Below are 16,852 nucleotides of genomic sequence, written 5' to 3'. Positions count from 1 at the left end.
TCAAAAATATTATATCAAGTATATCTTCATAAGTTAATACTATTATGTAAAATATAGTCAAATATTTTATCTCCTCTAGTTGGTAATTCATATTCACTTCCATTGTTTATTTATCCTAACTTTTTAGTATTATTTCTGTAAATTATCAAATCGGTATAATTACTCACAAAGTTCTTTTTAATTCTAAATCACATAGTTAATCCTCTCACAAAACGCGTGCCTTTCTCTGCACCTATAAAGCTTTTTACTGTCTATAACACTCCTCTGCTACTTGCACATTGAAATATTCTGCAACCTCAAAACAAAAACAAAAAAACGAGAGCACTTACGCACTCTCATTTTTAAAAATATTTAAATTACAATAACTCTTTAGATTATACTTTCTATTATTCCGCCGCCAACTACTATTTCATCATCGTAAAATACAACTGACTGACCTTTAGTTATTGCCCTTTGCTTTTCCTTAAAGATAACTTTCACCCTACCATTTGGAAGTGGTATTAAAGTAGCTTCTGCTGGTTTTGCAGAATATCTGATTTTCGCTGTAACTTCTATTTCTTTTTCGAGTTTATCAAAAGGAATAAAATTCACATCAGTTGCAATTAATTCTGTTTTGAAGATATCATCTTCAGAACCTAGTACAACTTCGTTGGTTTTAGCATTAATATTTGTTACAAATACTGGCCTTCCAAGTGAAAGTCCAAGTCCTTTTCTTTGTCCAATAGTATAATACACAATTCCTTTATGCTTACCTAGTATATTACCACTCTTATCGACAAAGTTACCTGGTTTAACCCTATTTGGTTCTGCTTCTGAAATATATTTTCCATGATTATTATCAGAAATGAAACATATTTCTTCACTATCTTTTTTATTATGAACAGCAAGACCAATTTCTTTCGCTATTTCTCTTATTTTTGTCTTTTCATAATCTCCACAAGGCATTAATGTATGTTCTAACTGATCTTGAGTAAAATTATATAAAGCATACGTTTGATCTTTTCTATCATCATCAGATCTGATTAAAAGATATCTATCATCTCGCTTTTCAATTTTAGCATAATGACCAGTAGCAACATAATCTGCCCCTATACCTCTTGCTCTTCTTAAAAGTTCATCAAACTTCAAATGTTTATTACATTCAATACAAGGGTTTGGAGTTTTTCCGTCTATGTATTCTTGAACAAATTTATCAATAACTTTTTCCTTAAAATAATCTCTAAAATTCAAAACATAAAATGGTATATCAAGTTTGTCGCATACTCTTCTTGCATCATCAACAGCAGAAAGGGAGCAGCAGCCCCCTTCCCTTTCTTCAAATTCCTCATCGTGCTGCCAAATCTGCATTGTAGCACCAATGACGTCATATCCCTGCTGTTTTAATAAATATGCAGCAACAGAACTATCTACACCACCACTCATACCTACTAAAACTTTTTTCTTCATAAATTCACCTATTACTCTTCTCCATGTACAGCAGCATGTAGATCTTCATCACTATGTTCTTCCATAGGTATTACTTCTAATCCATTTTTTGCTCTGTAATCATTTATAGCCTTATGAATTGCTTCTTCTGCAAGAACTGAACAATGCATTTTTACTGGTGGAAGACCATCTAAAGCTTCTGCAACTGCTTTGTTAGTTAATTCCCAAGCTTCATCTAATGTTTTCCCTTTGATTAATTCTGTAGCCATTGATGATGATGCAATAGCTGATCCACATCCAAAAGTCTTAAATTTAACATCTTTAATGATATTATCTTCAACCTTTAAATAGATTTTCATTATGTCTCCACATTTAGCGTTTCCAACTTCACCTACGCCATTTGCATCTACTATTTCTCCAACGTTTCTTGGGTTTTGGAAATGTTCCATTACTTTTTCACTGTATATCATATTAATTTTCCCCTTTCTTTAAAAAGTCATCCCATAATGGTGACATATTTCTTAATCTTTCAATAATTGGTGGTACAACTTCAAGAACATAATCTACATCTTCTTCTGTTGAACCTTCACCCATACTAAGTCTTAATGATCCGTGAGCAATTTCATGAGGAAGCCCGATTGCAAGTAATACATGTGATGGATCTAAAGAACCTGAAGTACAAGCACTACCGCTCGATGCACAAACCCCTTTAAAATCTAATGATAATAAAATTGATTCACCTTCAATAAATCTAAAACATACATTAACATTTCCAGGAAGTCTCTTATCTCCTCTTGGTCCATTTAATTTAGTGTATGGAATTTCAAGTAAACCAGCTATTAATTTTTCTCTTAACGCAGTTAATCTTTTCATATGCTCTTCTAAATTATTAGTAGCAAGTTCAAGAGCTTTACCAAGTCCAACGATAGAAGCAATATTTTCTGTACCTGCTCTTCTATTCTTTTCTTGAGCTCCACCGTGAATTAAATTATCAATTTTAATTCCCTTCTTTATATAAAGAACTCCAATACCTTTTGGTCCATAAATCTTATGGCCTGCAAGTGATAGCATATCTATATTCATTTCTTTAACATCAACAGGAACATTTCCAACAGCCTGAACTGCATCTGTGTGGAAGAAAACTTTCTTTTCTCTACAGATTTCTCCAATTTCTTTTATAGGTTGAATTGTTCCTATTTCATTATTAGCAAACATAATACTTACTAAAATTGTCTTATCAGTTATAGCATTTCTTAAGTCATCTAATTTTATGAAACCTTCTTCATCAACATCTAAATATGTAACATCAAAACCATTCTTCTCTAAGTATTCACAAGTATGAAGAACTGCATGATGCTCAATCTTAGTTGTTATTATATGATTTCCTTTATTCTTATGAGCTGATGCAATACCTTTTATAGCCCAGTTATCAGCCTCTGATCCGCCACCTGTAAAATACACTTCATCAGGTAAACAGTTTAACGCTTCTGCTATCTGTTCTCTTGCCTTATCTATAGCTCTTTTTGTTTCTCTTGATATTCCATAAAATGAAGATGGGTTACCAAACTTTTCAGTAAAATAAGGAAGCATTTCTTCTAATACTTCTGGCTTTACATAAGTTGTAGCTGAATAATCCATATATACGTTCTTCATAATCATTCACTCCTATCCACTATCTTAATATTATTCTTATTGTTTTTAATTGTCTCATAATCATCAAGTATATCTTGTAATGTAATTGAGTTCATAACATCGTCTATGCTTCTTTTGATCTTCTCCCAAACTGCTTTGGTTGCACAGCAATCCGAGCTATCGCACTCAACACCATCAATACAATCTGCTATCTCAACTGGCCCTTCAAGAATAGTCATAATATCGCCAACTGTTATGTCTTTTGGCGCTTTACATAGAACATATCCACCTTGAGCACCTCTTATACTTCTAATCATATTAGCACGTCTAAGTGGGCTAAATAACTGTTCTAAATAGTATTCCGAAAGATTTTCTCTCTTTGATATAGTTTTTATTGAAACTGGGGCACCACCATAATTAGATGCTAAGTCAACCATAGCTCTAACTCCATATCTTCCTTTAGTTGAAAGTTTCATTATTTCTTCACCCCTTTTCGTTTTTTGTTGATATTTCTTTGTTTTTCTAGTATTATAAAAGATATATTAAATTCGCTTATATCTTACCAAAATACTCGGCTTTTGTCAAACGATAATTGCTATTATTTTTTTATTTCTGCCCAGTATTTCCTCAAACTCTCTTCATATTTATTATTTTGTTCATTATAATAAATCTTTCCAAGCAGTTCTTGCGGTAAATAACTCTGTTTTACATAATGATTAGGATAATCATGAGGATATTTATAGCCACCAACACCAAGGTTTGCTGCTCCAGAGTAATGAGCATCCTTTAAATGCATTGGAACATCTCCAAAATTCATGTTTTCTAGATCACTCATAGCAGAATCTATAGCTAAGTATGCACTATTAGATTTAGGAAGCGTTGCTAAATATACAACTATTTCTGAAAGAATTATTCTTGCCTCTGGAAGTCCAACCTTTAACGAAAGTTCTATTCCTGAATTAACAACAGATAATGCATTTGGAAATGCAAGACCAATGTCTTCTGCTGCAATAACAGATATTCTTCTAATTATAGCAGTTAAATTTCCTCCTTTAATCGATCTAGCTAGATAGTGCACTGCTGCATTAGGATCACTGCCCCTTATACTTTTTTGAAGAGCACTTAATAAATTATAAAATTCATCTCCACTAGAATCAGCCCGCATACTTGATTGGCCTAGACTTTCAATATATTCGCTCGAAATAACTCTAACCTGCTTAACCTGAGAGTTTACAGCCAGCTCTAAAATATTATAAGCTTTTCTATAATCACCTTGAGAGATTTCCCCTATATACTCCAGCGCCTCATCTGAATATTCTATTTCTATCCCTTCATCTATAAGCTTTTGTATAGATCTCTTAAGACCAACTATTATGTCACCTGTAGTTAAAGGTTTAAAAGAGAATATATTACATCTGCTTATTATAGCTTTATGTATAACGAAATATGGATTTTCAGTTGTACTTGCAATCAAAGTTATTCTTCCATCTTCTATAAATTCTAACAATGCCTGCTGCTGCTTTTTGTTAAAATGTTGAAGCTCATCAATATATAAAACAACTCCATTATAATTTAATAAGCTATCTATATTATTAGTTATGTCCTGAATATCCTTAACCGATGCAACTGTTGCATTTAATTTATAAAATTTCTTATCTACATAATTAGCCATTATATTAGCTAAAGTTGTTTTTCCAGTTCCTGGTGGTCCGTAAAATATGCAATTACATATGTTTTTTCCAGATATCAAGTTATATAATGGCTTTCCTTGCCCTAATATATGCTGCTGTCCTACAAAATCTTCTAATTTATTAGGTCTCATTAAGTCTGCTAATGGTCTCACCTTTTCCACTCCTTTCTGCAATTATCGTTTTAAGACGTAATTCAAAATAATAATAAATCTCACTTTACGCATTCGCTCTCAGAGTAAAATCTCAGGCGACTACTGAGTCAGATGTTTTTTATAAATCTGACTTTTTAATCCTTTGGATAAAAATCTCAAAGACTAATTTGACATTCTATTTAGCAACAGATATATCCTTAGCAATGCCGCTCTTACTGCTATATTACTTATGTCTAACCCAAAATCTTCTTGGTAGTTTTGGACTTCTCTTTTTCTTTAATGCCTCTTAACTTATATATGTTGCAATTCACAATGCACCCTTCACAATTACGTCTAAAATTCTCACAATATCTTTAGAATTATGACGAAGATTTATTTTTGCAATATATATAATAAACTTTATTTTATATAAAGTAACACTTTCCCCAATATTTTTCTTCGCTAGAAATAAAAATAGCGACAAGTAATATTATAGCAGATATAAAAAAATAAGAAAGCAGTAAGAATTCAAAATTCTTACTGCTTTGCTTCTGCTATTAATGAATAAGTATTACTATTACATTTGATTATAAAACTCTTAGTTTAATACAAATATAATTAATAATTCTCAAATCTTTATATTCGTCTATAAATTCAGCTATTAAGCTTGGAATGTTGTAGCTGAAGAACTTACATAATATAACTGTCCTGTTTTAGTATTTAATAAAGAAATAACGGCTGTTACTGTTCCTTTAGTACCTGGTTCAATTATATATTCTCCTAATCCAGCTTGTGTTATACCTGCATCAGTTCCATCATTTGTATTTATATCTTTCTTAACAAGACAAGTATCTGAATTCATCGTTATAGTTTAATCTGTCAGCCAGCCTTTCTCGTGAGCGGAATTGTATAAAATAGTTGTAAATTCAAAATTTCATATACTAAGTATATACCTTAATAAGAAAAAATATTCAATCTTTATTTAAAACTATAATAGTGCAGTTTTGCTTGAATAATTTTACAGTTGAATAAAAAAACAGATTATTAAGCTATTTTTAATTACTCAAAAATTTTTTCTATCGGCGTACCGCTTGCGGCAGCTTTGTAAATATATATTACTTTGGAATTCTCTAAATTTTTTTAGCAACTTTATATCCAGTATTAAAGTAAAGAAAATCAGTACAGTATATTTTGCAATAAGTATAATTTACTAACATTATGATTAGATATATATTAATGCTTTTCCCACTTCTTACTTGATATCCATCTAGTCCTAAGTACGTTTTGCAATCTCTAAAAAATGGTTCGATTGCCCATCGGTCAGTATATTGAGTTAAAATATCTAACTGTGCTAATGATTTCTCTAAAGAAATAAAAGTTTTCAATGCTCCATCTTTTTGGAAATCATCTTTAGGATAACTTAAAACAGCAGAAACAATCTTTCTATCTTTTAAGTTGCCAACATAATTGTAAATGTGGTATTCCTTATCTTTGACGGTGACGAGGTCAAAGTCTTCAATCTTTAATAATGTAGCAAACTTATGAAGTTTTATCCTAGTCTTTCATGGCCATACGGAAAAATAACCTTATTAGTTTTTAAAGCACCAATATAGCTATAGCCGGCTTTTTCAGAAACATTAAAAATATCCTTACAACTATCTGCTAACACATAGTCTTTATTTTCAGGCTTTGGAAGTGTTGTAATTAATTTTTGAGTTATCTTTATCATAGATATCAATTGAGTATGGCAGCACTAATCCGTCACACAATAGTAAAGAAACTACCATTTGATGACCATATACATTCTTACCTTTTAAATGAGAATTATGAAACGAATACTTTTCAATTGGATTTTTAGCCTTTGACGATGGCTTTGTCTTTTCAGAAATAGTGTCATAAATGATAAAGTATATTGGCTGTTTGGATTCTCTTGATTTAGCCCAAATAAGTTCTATGATATATGCTTTTAATGCTCTTTCTAAAAATTTTTCATTCCAATTACTATTTGAAAAAAATCTAGTAATACTAGTTCGATGTTTCGAATGAGCAAGCTCCGCTATGTCAGAAATTTTACAGTTATAAACTTTTGATATCATAGCATTCATTATATTTTCTAGATGTTTTAATTGAGGCTTAGTTAAGTAAAAATCAAAATTTAGTTGTTTTAAAAAATTGTATATTGATAACTCATCTGATATAATTGTGTTCTGAAACATTTATGTATAGCTCCTTGCTGTCATTGTTGTGTGGTAACTCAATTATAACAAGGATTTATCATAGATGTTTTTTTATTTTATTTAGTTGTAAAATTATTCAAGTATTTTTGCACTATTATAGTCAAAACTATTTCTTTTATAAATCTTATAATAACAAAAGTAAAATAATCCCAATCCAATCATCGCTCCCATAAAATCAACTAAAATATCACTAACTAATGAAGTCCTTCCTGGTATAAAATATTGATGAAACTCATCAGTTACGGCATAAAATAAACAAATAAACAATATATAAATTATCATACCTTTTCCGCTTTTATTATAAGAAAAAAGTGCACCGCAAACTAGAATTGCTAGTACCATATACATAAATGCATGAGCATTTTTTCTTACTATATGATCTAAATTACTTGCTTCTTCCTGCTTAACATTAATGCTATTCTTATTTACCTGTGAACTATCACTACTGCTTACTGCCTTATCTTTATTTTCAGCTTGTGATTTTTCTTGATTTCTTTGAGCATTTTCAATTATATTAACCACTTTAGTGCTTTGTTCATGAGAAATTGTTCCGTTATTTCCTGACATATAAAATATAAATCCCATCCAGAACAAACATAAAAGTATAACGATTTTTTTCAAGTGACCACCTCTTTTTAATTAGACCGTTTGTGAATTTCATTTCAATACTGTTAATAGTTATCTTATATTATACCCCATAAATCACTTGCTTAAAACAAAAGTTGCACTAAACATAATTTAGTGCAATAACTTTATATAATTATAATTTTTAATCTCGCCATTTAACTTATAATAAAATCTATTCCTCTAAAAGACGTTGTATCAAGTTAAAAATTGCTTCTGCACTGTTAAAATTTTCAGGAATTATTTCAATTGCAGGAACTTCAATATCATATTCATCATCAATTACATTAACGATTTCAACAATATCAAATGAATCTAAAATCCCTTCATCAACTAAAGTTGTACATGTACCAAAATCAACATCATCTCTAACACCTTGTAATAATTCAATTAACTTTTCCATAATATCTCTCCTTGATTGTATGATTTTACATATTATATAAACATATTTGTAAATTTACTAAAACTTTAAGTTCATATCTTCACTAGAAATTATAAATATATTTGTGTAGAAAACATTTGAAAATGAGTTGTTAAAGGTTCTTAGCGGTAGGTTGTTCCATTTTAGCTTGTCAAACTGAAAGTTGGAGCATGCTAAAGTGGATGCAACCTGTTGCTTAGAACCTTCAGCGATATTTTCATAGTTTTTCGGAATCAAAATATTTATAATTTCGGTAAGTTACAACATAAATCTAAATTTAATGTTGTTTATTTATTTTATATATTCTTCTATTAGCTTTTTACGATCTATTTTTCCATTCATATTGAGTGGCATAGTGCTTCTGTTATAGCAGACATTAGGCAACATATAACGAGGCAGCTTTTTCTTTAAATTCTGAGATAGTTTTTTAGTCTCAAGGCTTCCTGAATATACAGCAACAATTTGATCACTTTCTTTATTATATAAGCAGCAGCACATATCTAGACCTTCTAAGGCGCTCATTGCATTTTCTATTTCACCTAACTCTATTCTATTTCCCATATGTTTAATTTGAAAGTCTTTACGCGAAACATATACTAATTCTCTATTCTCATTCCAGTAAACTAAATCTCCTGTACAATAAACAGTTTCAGGATAGCTCTTATTTAGTGGGTTTTGAATAAATGCTTCTCTTGTTTTTTCTGGATTATTATAATATCCACAAGCCAAGAAAGATCCACGAATTAGTAATTCTCCAACTTTTCCACATTCTTTAACAAGTTGTCCATCTTCATCCACAATCAAAGCATCTACATTATCACATGGCACCCCTATTGGGATAGGTTCATCATCATTAAACTCTCTGTCAACTATATAGTATATTCCTATATCTGTGATCTCAGTTGGTCCAAACAAATTTGCATATACTGCATCAGGAACATGTCTACGCCATATATTAAGCTGTTTAGTAGGCATTGTCTCTCCTGCAAATAAAATCTTCTTTAAATCAGGCAGCTTAATGACATCTAAAGCTCCTAAATTAGCCACTATACTTAATGCAGATGGAACCCAATAAATCATGTTAATTCCTTTTTCATTTAAAAATTCAAGTAACTTTACTGGAAATGAAAATAACATTTTAGGAATAATATATAATGTCGCTCCACTTCTAATGGTTGCAAATATATCTAATACAGACATACTGAAATAAAATGGTGTCTGATTTCCAAAAGTAGTATTTTCATTCAACTCAAAAGTTTTAACTACCCAGTCTGCATAATCAATTACAGATCTATGGCATACAATAACACCTTTTGGAATCCCTGTTGACCCGCTTGTAAAAAGAATGTACAAAGGATCAGTATCAATCATTTGCCTTCTTGCAGTCTCTAGTTTTTCTTCATTTTTTGGTAACATATGAATTTCATCATACAATACCTTTATGCAATCTGTTTCTATAAGGGAAAGATATTTTTCTGTTTTATCGTCGTAAATTATAGCAGCTGGCTTCAATGTATCTAATATTATGTTAATACGCTCTACAGGCATTTGAGCATCCAGTGGCACATAAAAGCAACCTGCATATGCTGCCCCCATAAATGCTGAAATATTTCGCGCGCCTTTTTCCATATAGACAACAACAGCTTTACGCATACCTATGTTTTCTATCAAAAAACTACCAATACTTTTAGATTCTTCAACTAATTCATGATAAGTTAATTCATGTTTACCATCAGAAAAAGCAACTTTATTATGAAATTTTTTTTCTGATTTTTCAAGATAAGATAAAATGCTTTTTTCCATAATATTTCCTCCATAATCTATTTTTTCATAGCTTACTTTATATTATCTTTTATATAACTCTTCTTTGGAGACATCTTCATCATAATGACGAATAGCTTCATTATTATTAGATCCTTTTGCCCTAGCATTTACTCGTATTTTAAACTTCTTATAAGACTTGGAATCAAAAACGAAATCCGGATTTTTATCATAATCTCGTATGATATGCTGCTGTCCAGTTTCTGAATCTAGTAATACAAATTGGTATTCTGGTGTAACTTTAGATCCATGCAAGGAATCGGCTTTTAATGTTATAGTAGTATCACTCTTTTTCCAATTAAACCACGCAGATGAAACATAATCTATTGATGCATAATATTCATCTTGTTTATAAAAATATTTGCTCATATCATCACCATTTTCGCGCATTTTCAGGAAAGCTGCTAGAGATTTAGAGAAAGCCTCTGCTCCCTTAGTATTCAAATGCTCTGTATCACAAAGATAGTCATTTTTAAGCTTAAACAATTCTGGCTTTATTAAGTTATAATTGTAATATTCAATATCTAGATTCTTTGCTATCTCCTCCACCTTATTATCAAATTCAAAGTAATTTTTTACTCTGAGAATTTGAAATGTAGGAAATGGTGTTGTTAAAAGAATTAACTCACAATTATTTTCCTTGCATAATTGAGATATCTTCTTTAAATATTCAGTATCTTTTGAGTTTATATCACCTATATTTTTATTAGCCGGAGGTAATTTCAAATTATCGTAATTTAGAGTTCCTTTTTGCTCACTAGGATCGACCTTGTTGAATCCTTTTCCAACATAGCCATTCTTATTGTTTTCCATAGCTTCTACCTGTCCTGGTTTTGGATAATCTGTGTAAAAAGAATCAAACTTCCCATAAATATTTTCCACCACATCAAGAGGTGATTTCACATCATATCCACGCCACGGAAATAGCCTGTCTAAATAAGAACCATCTTGAGACGATGCAAAATAATATTCAAGCTTATTTAAAAATGATTTCATATATAAAGAAACTGAAAGAAATACTATTGGCTTTTCTTCCTTGCTAGTAAAAGTATCTGGATCAACTGTCAAAACAATTAGTTTAGGTTTATGGTAAGAAAATAGTTCTTTCAGTGAATAATAAGTACCAACAAACATTTGCTGAGAAAATGCATAATTGAAAGTATTTTCTCCTAATTCCTTATCCATAATATACGGATTAATGTCTCTTTGAGATAGTGATGCACCTGCAAATACCACATCAAAATCTTTCTTCTCAGAATACATTTCACGCATGGTCATTCGCGAATAATTGCCTTTTGGTACAAGTGCAAATGCTAAGCCATAACTTAAAATAATAAAGACCATTATAAATATAATTCCACTAAACCATTTATATTTAAAATTGCGCATACATAAATCCTCCTAGGAGATTTCCAGAACTAGCATCAAAACTTATGACAGCAAAAATTAATGCATAAAATACTGCCCATCTAAAAACTAAATTTTGCTTAGATAAAAATTCACGTATTTTTACTCCTCTTTCTTGCAATACACTTACTGCAAATAAAATAACCGTTGCCCAAAATAAAATTCTAAAATCCTGTTCTTTAAGCCCAAGTTTATAAATTGTACCATCAAGTAATTGAGTGATTTTAAAATTTGCTACGGTATTATGTAACATGTAAAGTGAAGAGTTCAGATTACTTGCTCTATCAAAATACCATCCTAAATTTACAATAAAAAACGTTCTTAATATCCTAAATAAATGATATGAGAAGCATTCAGTATTTACTTTAGTCACTCTTTTTAACCACTCATAAAACGGCTCTACAATAGTGCTAAAGGCAATAACAATTCCGTTATATAATCCCCACGCTACGTAATGCCAATAAGCTCCATGCCAGATACCAACAACTAAAAATACCACTAAGTTAGAAAAGGCAACTGGAATGATTCTTCCTGCTTTTCTTCCAAGATGTTTATTTGCTAGTTTTAATACTTTAGACATTTTTTTTGAAAGAGCTAGAGGATAAAATATATAATCACGCATCCAAGCACCTAAAGAAATATGCCATCTGCGCCAGAATTCTGATAGTGAGGTTGAAAAATACGGTCTTCTAAAATTCACAGCCATATTTATTCCTAGTAATTCAGAGATACCCATAGCCACATCAATTCCACCTGAAAAATCTGCATATTGCTGTAATGAATAGAATAAAACTCCTACTACTGTAATTGCACCACCATAATTATCATAGTTCTTAAATGTTTCATTAACTAATGTGATTGCTCTATCTGCAATTACCATCTTCTTAAAAAGTCCCCATAAGATCAATTGGAGCCCATATTTAAATTTCTGCCAATCAAACCTGTGAGTTTTATATAGTTGTTCTGATAATTTATCAAATCTATTAATAGGGCCTTGTACAATTTGAGGAAAAAATGAAATAAACAGTGCAAATTTAAATAAGTTTTTTTCTGCTTTATATTTTCCATTATATACATCAATTAGGTATCCCATAGACTGAAACGTATAAAAAGATATTCCTAATGGCAACAGTAAATCCAACTTCATTGGAACTGTTCCATGATGCGTTACCATGTTAAACAATCCAACAATGTTTTTTGATAAAAAATCAAAATATTTTAAAAACGCTAAAATTCCAAAATTACTTAATAAAACACACCAAAAAATTATTCTCTGCTTCTTCTTTGCCAGAGCCTTTATTTGTTTCTTACTTTCAGGTGTCAGTGTTTCTTTTTTTTCAGTTAATTCAATTTTCATATTTTCGCTAATTTTACTTATAATAATTGTTCCAACCCAGACTGTCAAAGTCGTAAAAATTATATATCCAACAGTCTTTACACCAGCAGATATATAAAAAATGTAACTTCCAATAAGTAAGCATATCCATTGAACCTTCTTAGGTAAAATATAGTATGCCAAAATCAATATAACAAAAAAAATACAAAAATTAAATTGCAAAAACGACATTATTCCACATCCTTATAAAGAGCTTAATATACATGTTTCAAAAAGTTTAATTCATAAAAATTTATCTTAAACTATATACTACAATTCACAATTATGGCCAAAATTCTTGCAATATTTTTAGAATTATGATGAAGAATCATTTTTTCAATATATAGTTTTATAAAGAATGAATTATACTATTTAAACTTATATATGGCAAAAAATATTTAATATCCAAACATTTTTTATTATAGCACTTTATAACATTTGTTCCATATGTAAAATAACAAATATAAGAATTTTTTAATACTTTTGTATAGATAACCCAACTAAGACCTGAACTTATGCATATAACTCGCCGAAATCATAAATTGTTTATCTATAGTCCACATATTATTCCACAAAAAATGCGTTGTATCGACGGTAAGTGATATTCCCGTCGGTACAACGCATTGCTATTTCATATGTATATTGAAAATATTTTTATTTATGTAATATCCTGATCTAAATTTCAGTGTGAAACTATATATTAATTTTGGATTATTTTTTAATCCATATTTAATTCTGGCTTCCATATGGTTACTTGATTCTTTCCATTTCGTTTTGATTTTAATGATGCTTTATCTGCATTTTTTATTAACATTTCCTTATCATAATTAACATCAACTAAAGAGCTAATTCCTACACTAATAGTAATATTAAAAGTATTAGATATAGACTTAGATTTGCTTAGTCCAACTTTTTCAGAAATCCACTTCTTAAAGATATTAGAATTAAATAATTTTTCCGATTTGAACATGCTTTCTTTTATCACTTCTACATCTAATGCTGTTTCTTCTGTTTCTTCTTCTTTATCACCAATTTCAAATTTATAATCACTAATAATATTTTTTATTTGTTCCATAATAGCCCCTGCATCTTCACTATTAGTATAAGGCAAAATTATCGTGAATTCATCTCCACCATATCTAAATATGACATCTTCATCACGCAAAATGCTTCTCATAACTTCTACAACCTTTTTTAAAAGAAGATCCCCTACTGGATGTCCATAAGTATCATTATATTTTTTAAAATTATCTATATCAATCATTGCCATAGATAGATCATTCTCATCCTTTTGAACTTTTATAATATATTCATCAAGCATATCTTGAAAATAACGATGATTATAGACTCCTGTAAGTCCATCTCTTGTAGCTAATCTTTCTACATTTTTGTATAAAAAGGCATTTTCTAGCGCACTTGTCAAAGGTGTTATGGTTCCATTTATAAGTTCAATTTCTTCTATTGTCAATTTATTTTTTGTGTTTATATGTAAAATACCCATACAACTTTCTTTTGATAATAGTGGAATAGAATATATGTATCCTTTATCTGTTTTTATTTCAGCCATATGTTTCTTTTTAAAAGCTTCTTCCACAGTTCCACTAAACTCCAAACCTTTTTTATCATCCCCATAAGATGAAATAACACTAATCTTATTTTCATCTACTTTATCAAATATACCTAAAGTACATGAATGAACTTCTATAATCTCAGTTACTATCTTAATACCCATATTAGATACCTCTTCCAAATCCATAGATGAGGTTATTCTTTTAGTTAGCTCAAACAGTCTTTGATTATTTTGATTTTCTTTTTGAAGCTTAGCAGTTAATTTGGCATTATTTATAGCAAGTCCAATTTCTCCAGATATAGTATTAATCAATTTAAAATCTGATTCTCCAAAATCTGAAGCTTTTTTACTTCCTAAAACTAATACACCCAATATTTTTTCATGCATTTTTATAGGAATTGTAATCTGAGCTCTTGTATCACTTATGCACCGTATATATCTAAAATCCTTTTGAACATCATCCGTGAGTAACCCCTGTTCTTTATAAAATGTCCATCCAACAAGACCTTCACCTATTCTGAAAGTTGTCTTCTCTAACTCTTCATATAAAACATTAGAATGTGATTTCAGTTTAAGTTCATCTTTTTCTAACAAAAATATTAATCCAAAATCTGCATTTGTGTGAGTTACAAGACGAGCTAATATAGTATCTAATAACTCTTGGATAGATGCCATATTATATATAGCAAATGCTGTATCATATAAAATACTATTTTCAAATTTTAATATTCTTATACTTCTATTTATTTTATCTATTTCATTGAATAGAGATTCTCCATCTATTAATTTAACATCATTAGAATATTTCCTATCTCCAATATTTAAATTACTTTTCATTTGTTTTAATTTTATATATACTCTTATAATTTTATTTACAATAATGGCTAATAATAAAATAATAGTAAACATGAAATAAATAAAATTGCTAATTTCCCATTTTTCAAAGGATATAATTATTTTTTGCTGCACTAAAATAATAAATAATGTAGGCATTAATATAGCAATAGTACTAAAGATTAGATACAGTTTAAATGTAAAGCTTTTACTCACTATTAAATCTCCCTTTTCGATATAATATATGTTTCAATGCACAATGCACAATTCAAAACACAAGCCACAGTTCATAATTTTCAATGCATAGTTCACAATTACTGCTAGAATTCTTGCAGTACATATTCAATTTAATAAATATTAATCAAATTTTTATCTTTCACTTTTAACTATTTCTGATTGCATACTTCATAAACTTTGGCTAAGCAAACACATCCACAACTCCATATATTTAAAATCAATGCTTCTCATAAATAATTATCCCCTCTTGCTCTAGATCCAAAGAGAATAACTTTATTAATACTTTCGTACTTATAGCATATGCGCAATATATCATCAACAATTTTCTGTTCTAAATTCAAACTTATCTCTCCTTTGGCTTGTCACACTTAACATACATAATATTATAACCTATAAATTATTTACTTAAAACAATAAATGTACTAAATGTACTAAGTACTCTTTTATGGCTGTCACTATTAACTTCTGCCATAATATATTTTATATAAATTTTCATTCATCTATCTCAAACCCTCATGTTTCCTATAAATATTTACATATTTAAATATTTTCCTAGGTAAATATTTTTCTATAAACATACTTACCTAGAAAAATATATTCCCATAAACCTATTTTCCTAGAAACATTTAAACCTATTTTTATTCTAAAATATGAACCTAGAAACCTATGAATATATAAAAAAATTTAAATTTTTTCATATTAAAGTATTTATATATTTTAATATTTGCATATATCCTATATGAGGGGGTAATTAATTCTGCATATGACAAGGCTTATATAATATATTATTTCTTCATATTTTAATACATAGGGAGGAATTATAAATGAACATGTCTGTAAAAAGATCTAAGGTAAAAGGCGAAATCAAGGATGATTTTTCCATTGAGGAAAATGAATCTTCAGATATATTTACCTTCTCAGAAGGAGAGCTTAAATTAGATGGGACTCTTATAAAATCATTTTCTTTTGATTCTGGTGAAGAACTTATTGAACATCCTGCGCCACCCACTATTCACGATACCAACAACAACAACAACAACAACAATAATAATAATAATAATAATAGCAATAATAATAATGATTACAGTAACAATGATAGCACTAATACTACACCTAATTTAAATTCTCATGATATTCCATATAATCCTGATGTCAAAAATGAAATTTTGGACCACAGAACTTTAAAAGTTAATCCAAATGGAAGAACACCATCTGTTGATGGCGAAGCTTTTGATATGGTAAGAAGCTATACTTTAAGACGTTCTACTGTAAGAATCTTAAGTAAAATTAAAGCCATTCATATTGATGATAATGTTTATTTAAATACCATTGTTGATGAAGCTATTCGTTACTATTATGAATACCTTAAAACTCGAGTCTGTCAAGACTTTCGTGTAAACTTCAAAAAGTAATATGTTTATTTTATAAGGTTGGAGGTAGAATAAAA

16 protein-coding genes are annotated in these 16,852 nt (G+C 29.5%); 1 reads left to right on the top strand and 15 read right to left on the bottom strand.

Annotated elements, in window-relative coordinates:
- Positions 1 to 369: 369 nt before the first annotated feature.
- The 15 genes from mnmA to L1S46_RS02665 form a co-directional block, all read right to left on the bottom strand.
- On the bottom strand, positions 370 to 1,446 hold the full coding sequence (gene mnmA / locus L1S46_RS02735; RefSeq protein WP_077868350.1) for a tRNA 2-thiouridine(34) synthase MnmA: 1,077 nt from the start codon (positions 1,444 to 1,446) through the stop codon (positions 370 to 372).
- A gap of 11 nt (positions 1,447 to 1,457) precedes the next feature.
- On the bottom strand, positions 1,458 to 1,895 hold the full coding sequence (nifU, locus tag L1S46_RS02730) for a Fe-S cluster assembly scaffold protein NifU (protein WP_011968440.1): 438 nt from the start codon (positions 1,893 to 1,895) through the stop codon (positions 1,458 to 1,460).
- Between the two features lies 1 nt (position 1,896).
- Positions 1,897 to 3,078: a cysteine desulfurase NifS gene (nifS, locus tag L1S46_RS02725; RefSeq protein WP_077305137.1), complete on the bottom strand. Its 1,182-nt coding sequence runs from the start codon at positions 3,076 to 3,078 to the stop codon at positions 1,897 to 1,899.
- Between the two features lie 2 nt (positions 3,079 to 3,080).
- Positions 3,081 to 3,533 (bottom strand): Rrf2 family transcriptional regulator, encoded by a 453-nt coding sequence (locus L1S46_RS02720; RefSeq protein ID WP_011968438.1) that lies wholly within the window; start codon positions 3,531 to 3,533, stop codon positions 3,081 to 3,083.
- Positions 3,534 to 3,655: 122 nt separating this feature from the next.
- Positions 3,656 to 4,900, bottom strand: coding sequence for a replication-associated recombination protein A (locus L1S46_RS02715; protein ID WP_238899187.1), 1,245 nt, complete (start codon positions 4,898 to 4,900; stop codon positions 3,656 to 3,658).
- A 640-nt stretch (positions 4,901 to 5,540) separates the two neighbouring features.
- A complete protein-coding gene (locus L1S46_RS02710) occupies positions 5,541 to 5,741 on the bottom strand; it encodes a hypothetical protein (protein ID WP_238899186.1) in 201 nt (66 codons plus the stop codon).
- A 268-nt stretch (positions 5,742 to 6,009) separates the two neighbouring features.
- The gene (locus tag L1S46_RS02705; RefSeq protein ID WP_238899185.1) at positions 6,010 to 6,264 is read right to left on the bottom strand and encodes a hypothetical protein; all 255 of its coding nucleotides are present in this window, start codon (positions 6,262 to 6,264) and stop codon (positions 6,010 to 6,012) included.
- A gap of 164 nt (positions 6,265 to 6,428) precedes the next feature.
- Positions 6,429 to 6,608 carry a hypothetical protein gene (locus L1S46_RS02700; protein WP_238899184.1) on the bottom strand — a complete coding sequence of 60 codons (180 nt, stop codon included), beginning with the start codon at positions 6,606 to 6,608 and terminating at the stop codon, positions 6,429 to 6,431.
- Positions 6,562 to 7,095 carry a hypothetical protein gene (locus tag L1S46_RS02695; RefSeq protein ID WP_238899183.1) on the bottom strand — a complete coding sequence of 178 codons (534 nt, stop codon included), beginning with the start codon at positions 7,093 to 7,095 and terminating at the stop codon, positions 6,562 to 6,564. Before L1S46_RS02695 ends, L1S46_RS02700 begins: the two co-directional genes overlap by 47 nt.
- 93 nt (positions 7,096 to 7,188) lie before the next feature.
- A complete protein-coding gene (locus L1S46_RS02690) occupies positions 7,189 to 7,737 on the bottom strand; it encodes a VanZ family protein (RefSeq protein WP_238860558.1) in 549 nt (182 codons plus the stop codon).
- A gap of 178 nt (positions 7,738 to 7,915) precedes the next feature.
- On the bottom strand, positions 7,916 to 8,143 hold the full coding sequence (locus L1S46_RS02685) for an acyl carrier protein (RefSeq protein WP_017210807.1): 228 nt from the start codon (positions 8,141 to 8,143) through the stop codon (positions 7,916 to 7,918).
- Positions 8,144 to 8,452: 309 nt separating this feature from the next.
- Positions 8,453 to 9,964, bottom strand: a complete 1,512-nt coding sequence (locus tag L1S46_RS02680; protein ID WP_238899182.1) for an amino acid adenylation domain-containing protein — start codon at positions 9,962 to 9,964, stop codon at positions 8,453 to 8,455.
- Between the two features lie 42 nt (positions 9,965 to 10,006).
- Entirely contained in the window at positions 10,007 to 11,371 is a 1,365-nt protein-coding gene (locus L1S46_RS02675) for a lipolytic protein G-D-S-L family (RefSeq protein ID WP_238899181.1), read from the bottom strand.
- Complete coding sequence (locus L1S46_RS02670; protein WP_238899180.1) at positions 11,358 to 12,956, bottom strand: MBOAT family O-acyltransferase; 1,599 nt, start codon at positions 12,954 to 12,956, stop codon at positions 11,358 to 11,360. The genes L1S46_RS02675 and L1S46_RS02670 overlap by 14 nt, the downstream gene beginning before the upstream one ends.
- 526 nt (positions 12,957 to 13,482) lie before the next feature.
- Positions 13,483 to 15,171: a sensor domain-containing diguanylate cyclase gene (locus L1S46_RS02665; protein WP_238899179.1), complete on the bottom strand. Its 1,689-nt coding sequence runs from the start codon at positions 15,169 to 15,171 to the stop codon at positions 13,483 to 13,485.
- 1,058 nt (positions 15,172 to 16,229) lie between these two features.
- On the opposite strand from L1S46_RS02665, the gene L1S46_RS02660 reads away from it, so the two are divergent.
- Positions 16,230 to 16,817 (top strand): hypothetical protein, encoded by a 588-nt coding sequence (locus tag L1S46_RS02660; RefSeq protein ID WP_238899178.1) that lies wholly within the window; start codon positions 16,230 to 16,232, stop codon positions 16,815 to 16,817.
- The last annotated feature ends 35 nt before the right edge of the window (positions 16,818 to 16,852 follow it).

Source organism: Clostridium sp. YIM B02500, assembly GCF_022324665.1.
Classification (GTDB): domain Bacteria; phylum Bacillota; class Clostridia; order Clostridiales; family Clostridiaceae; genus Clostridium; species Clostridium beijerinckii.
The sequence above is the reverse complement of the archived record's forward strand: the minus strand, read 5'-3'. Positions and strand labels throughout refer to the sequence as shown.

What these genes read in the sequence shown, in the direction of transcription:
- mnmA (WP_077868350.1), bottom strand. Translation starts at nt 1,446, where the DNA reads ATGAAGAAAAAAGTTTTAGTAGGTATGAGTGGTGGTGTAGATAGTTCT.
- nifU (WP_011968440.1), bottom strand. Translation starts at nt 1,895, where the DNA reads ATGATATACAGTGAAAAAGTAATGGAACATTTCCAAAACCCAAGAAAC.
- nifS (WP_077305137.1), bottom strand. Translation starts at nt 3,078, where the DNA reads ATGAAGAACGTATATATGGATTATTCAGCTACAACTTATGTAAAGCCA.
- L1S46_RS02720 (WP_011968438.1), bottom strand. Translation starts at nt 3,533, where the DNA reads ATGAAACTTTCAACTAAAGGAAGATATGGAGTTAGAGCTATGGTTGAC.
- L1S46_RS02710 (WP_238899186.1), bottom strand. Translation starts at nt 5,741, where the DNA reads ATGAATTCAGATACTTGTCTTGTTAAGAAAGATATAAATACAAATGAT.
- L1S46_RS02700 (WP_238899184.1), bottom strand. Translation starts at nt 6,608, where the DNA reads ATGATAAAGATAACTCAAAAATTAATTACAACACTTCCAAAGCCTGAA.
- L1S46_RS02695 (WP_238899183.1), bottom strand. Translation starts at nt 7,095, where the DNA reads ATGTTTCAGAACACAATTATATCAGATGAGTTATCAATATACAATTTT.
- L1S46_RS02685 (WP_017210807.1), bottom strand. Translation starts at nt 8,143, where the DNA reads ATGGAAAAGTTAATTGAATTATTACAAGGTGTTAGAGATGATGTTGAT.
- L1S46_RS02680 (WP_238899182.1), bottom strand. Translation starts at nt 9,964, where the DNA reads ATGGAAAAAAGCATTTTATCTTATCTTGAAAAATCAGAAAAAAAATTT.
- L1S46_RS02675 (WP_238899181.1), bottom strand. Translation starts at nt 11,371, where the DNA reads ATGCGCAATTTTAAATATAAATGGTTTAGTGGAATTATATTTATAATG.
- L1S46_RS02670 (WP_238899180.1), bottom strand. Translation starts at nt 12,956, where the DNA reads ATGTCGTTTTTGCAATTTAATTTTTGTATTTTTTTTGTTATATTGATT.
- L1S46_RS02665 (WP_238899179.1), bottom strand. Translation starts at nt 15,171, where the DNA reads ATGAAAAGTAATTTAAATATTGGAGATAGGAAATATTCTAATGATGTT.
- L1S46_RS02660 (WP_238899178.1), top strand. Translation starts at nt 16,230, where the DNA reads ATGAACATGTCTGTAAAAAGATCTAAGGTAAAAGGCGAAATCAAGGAT.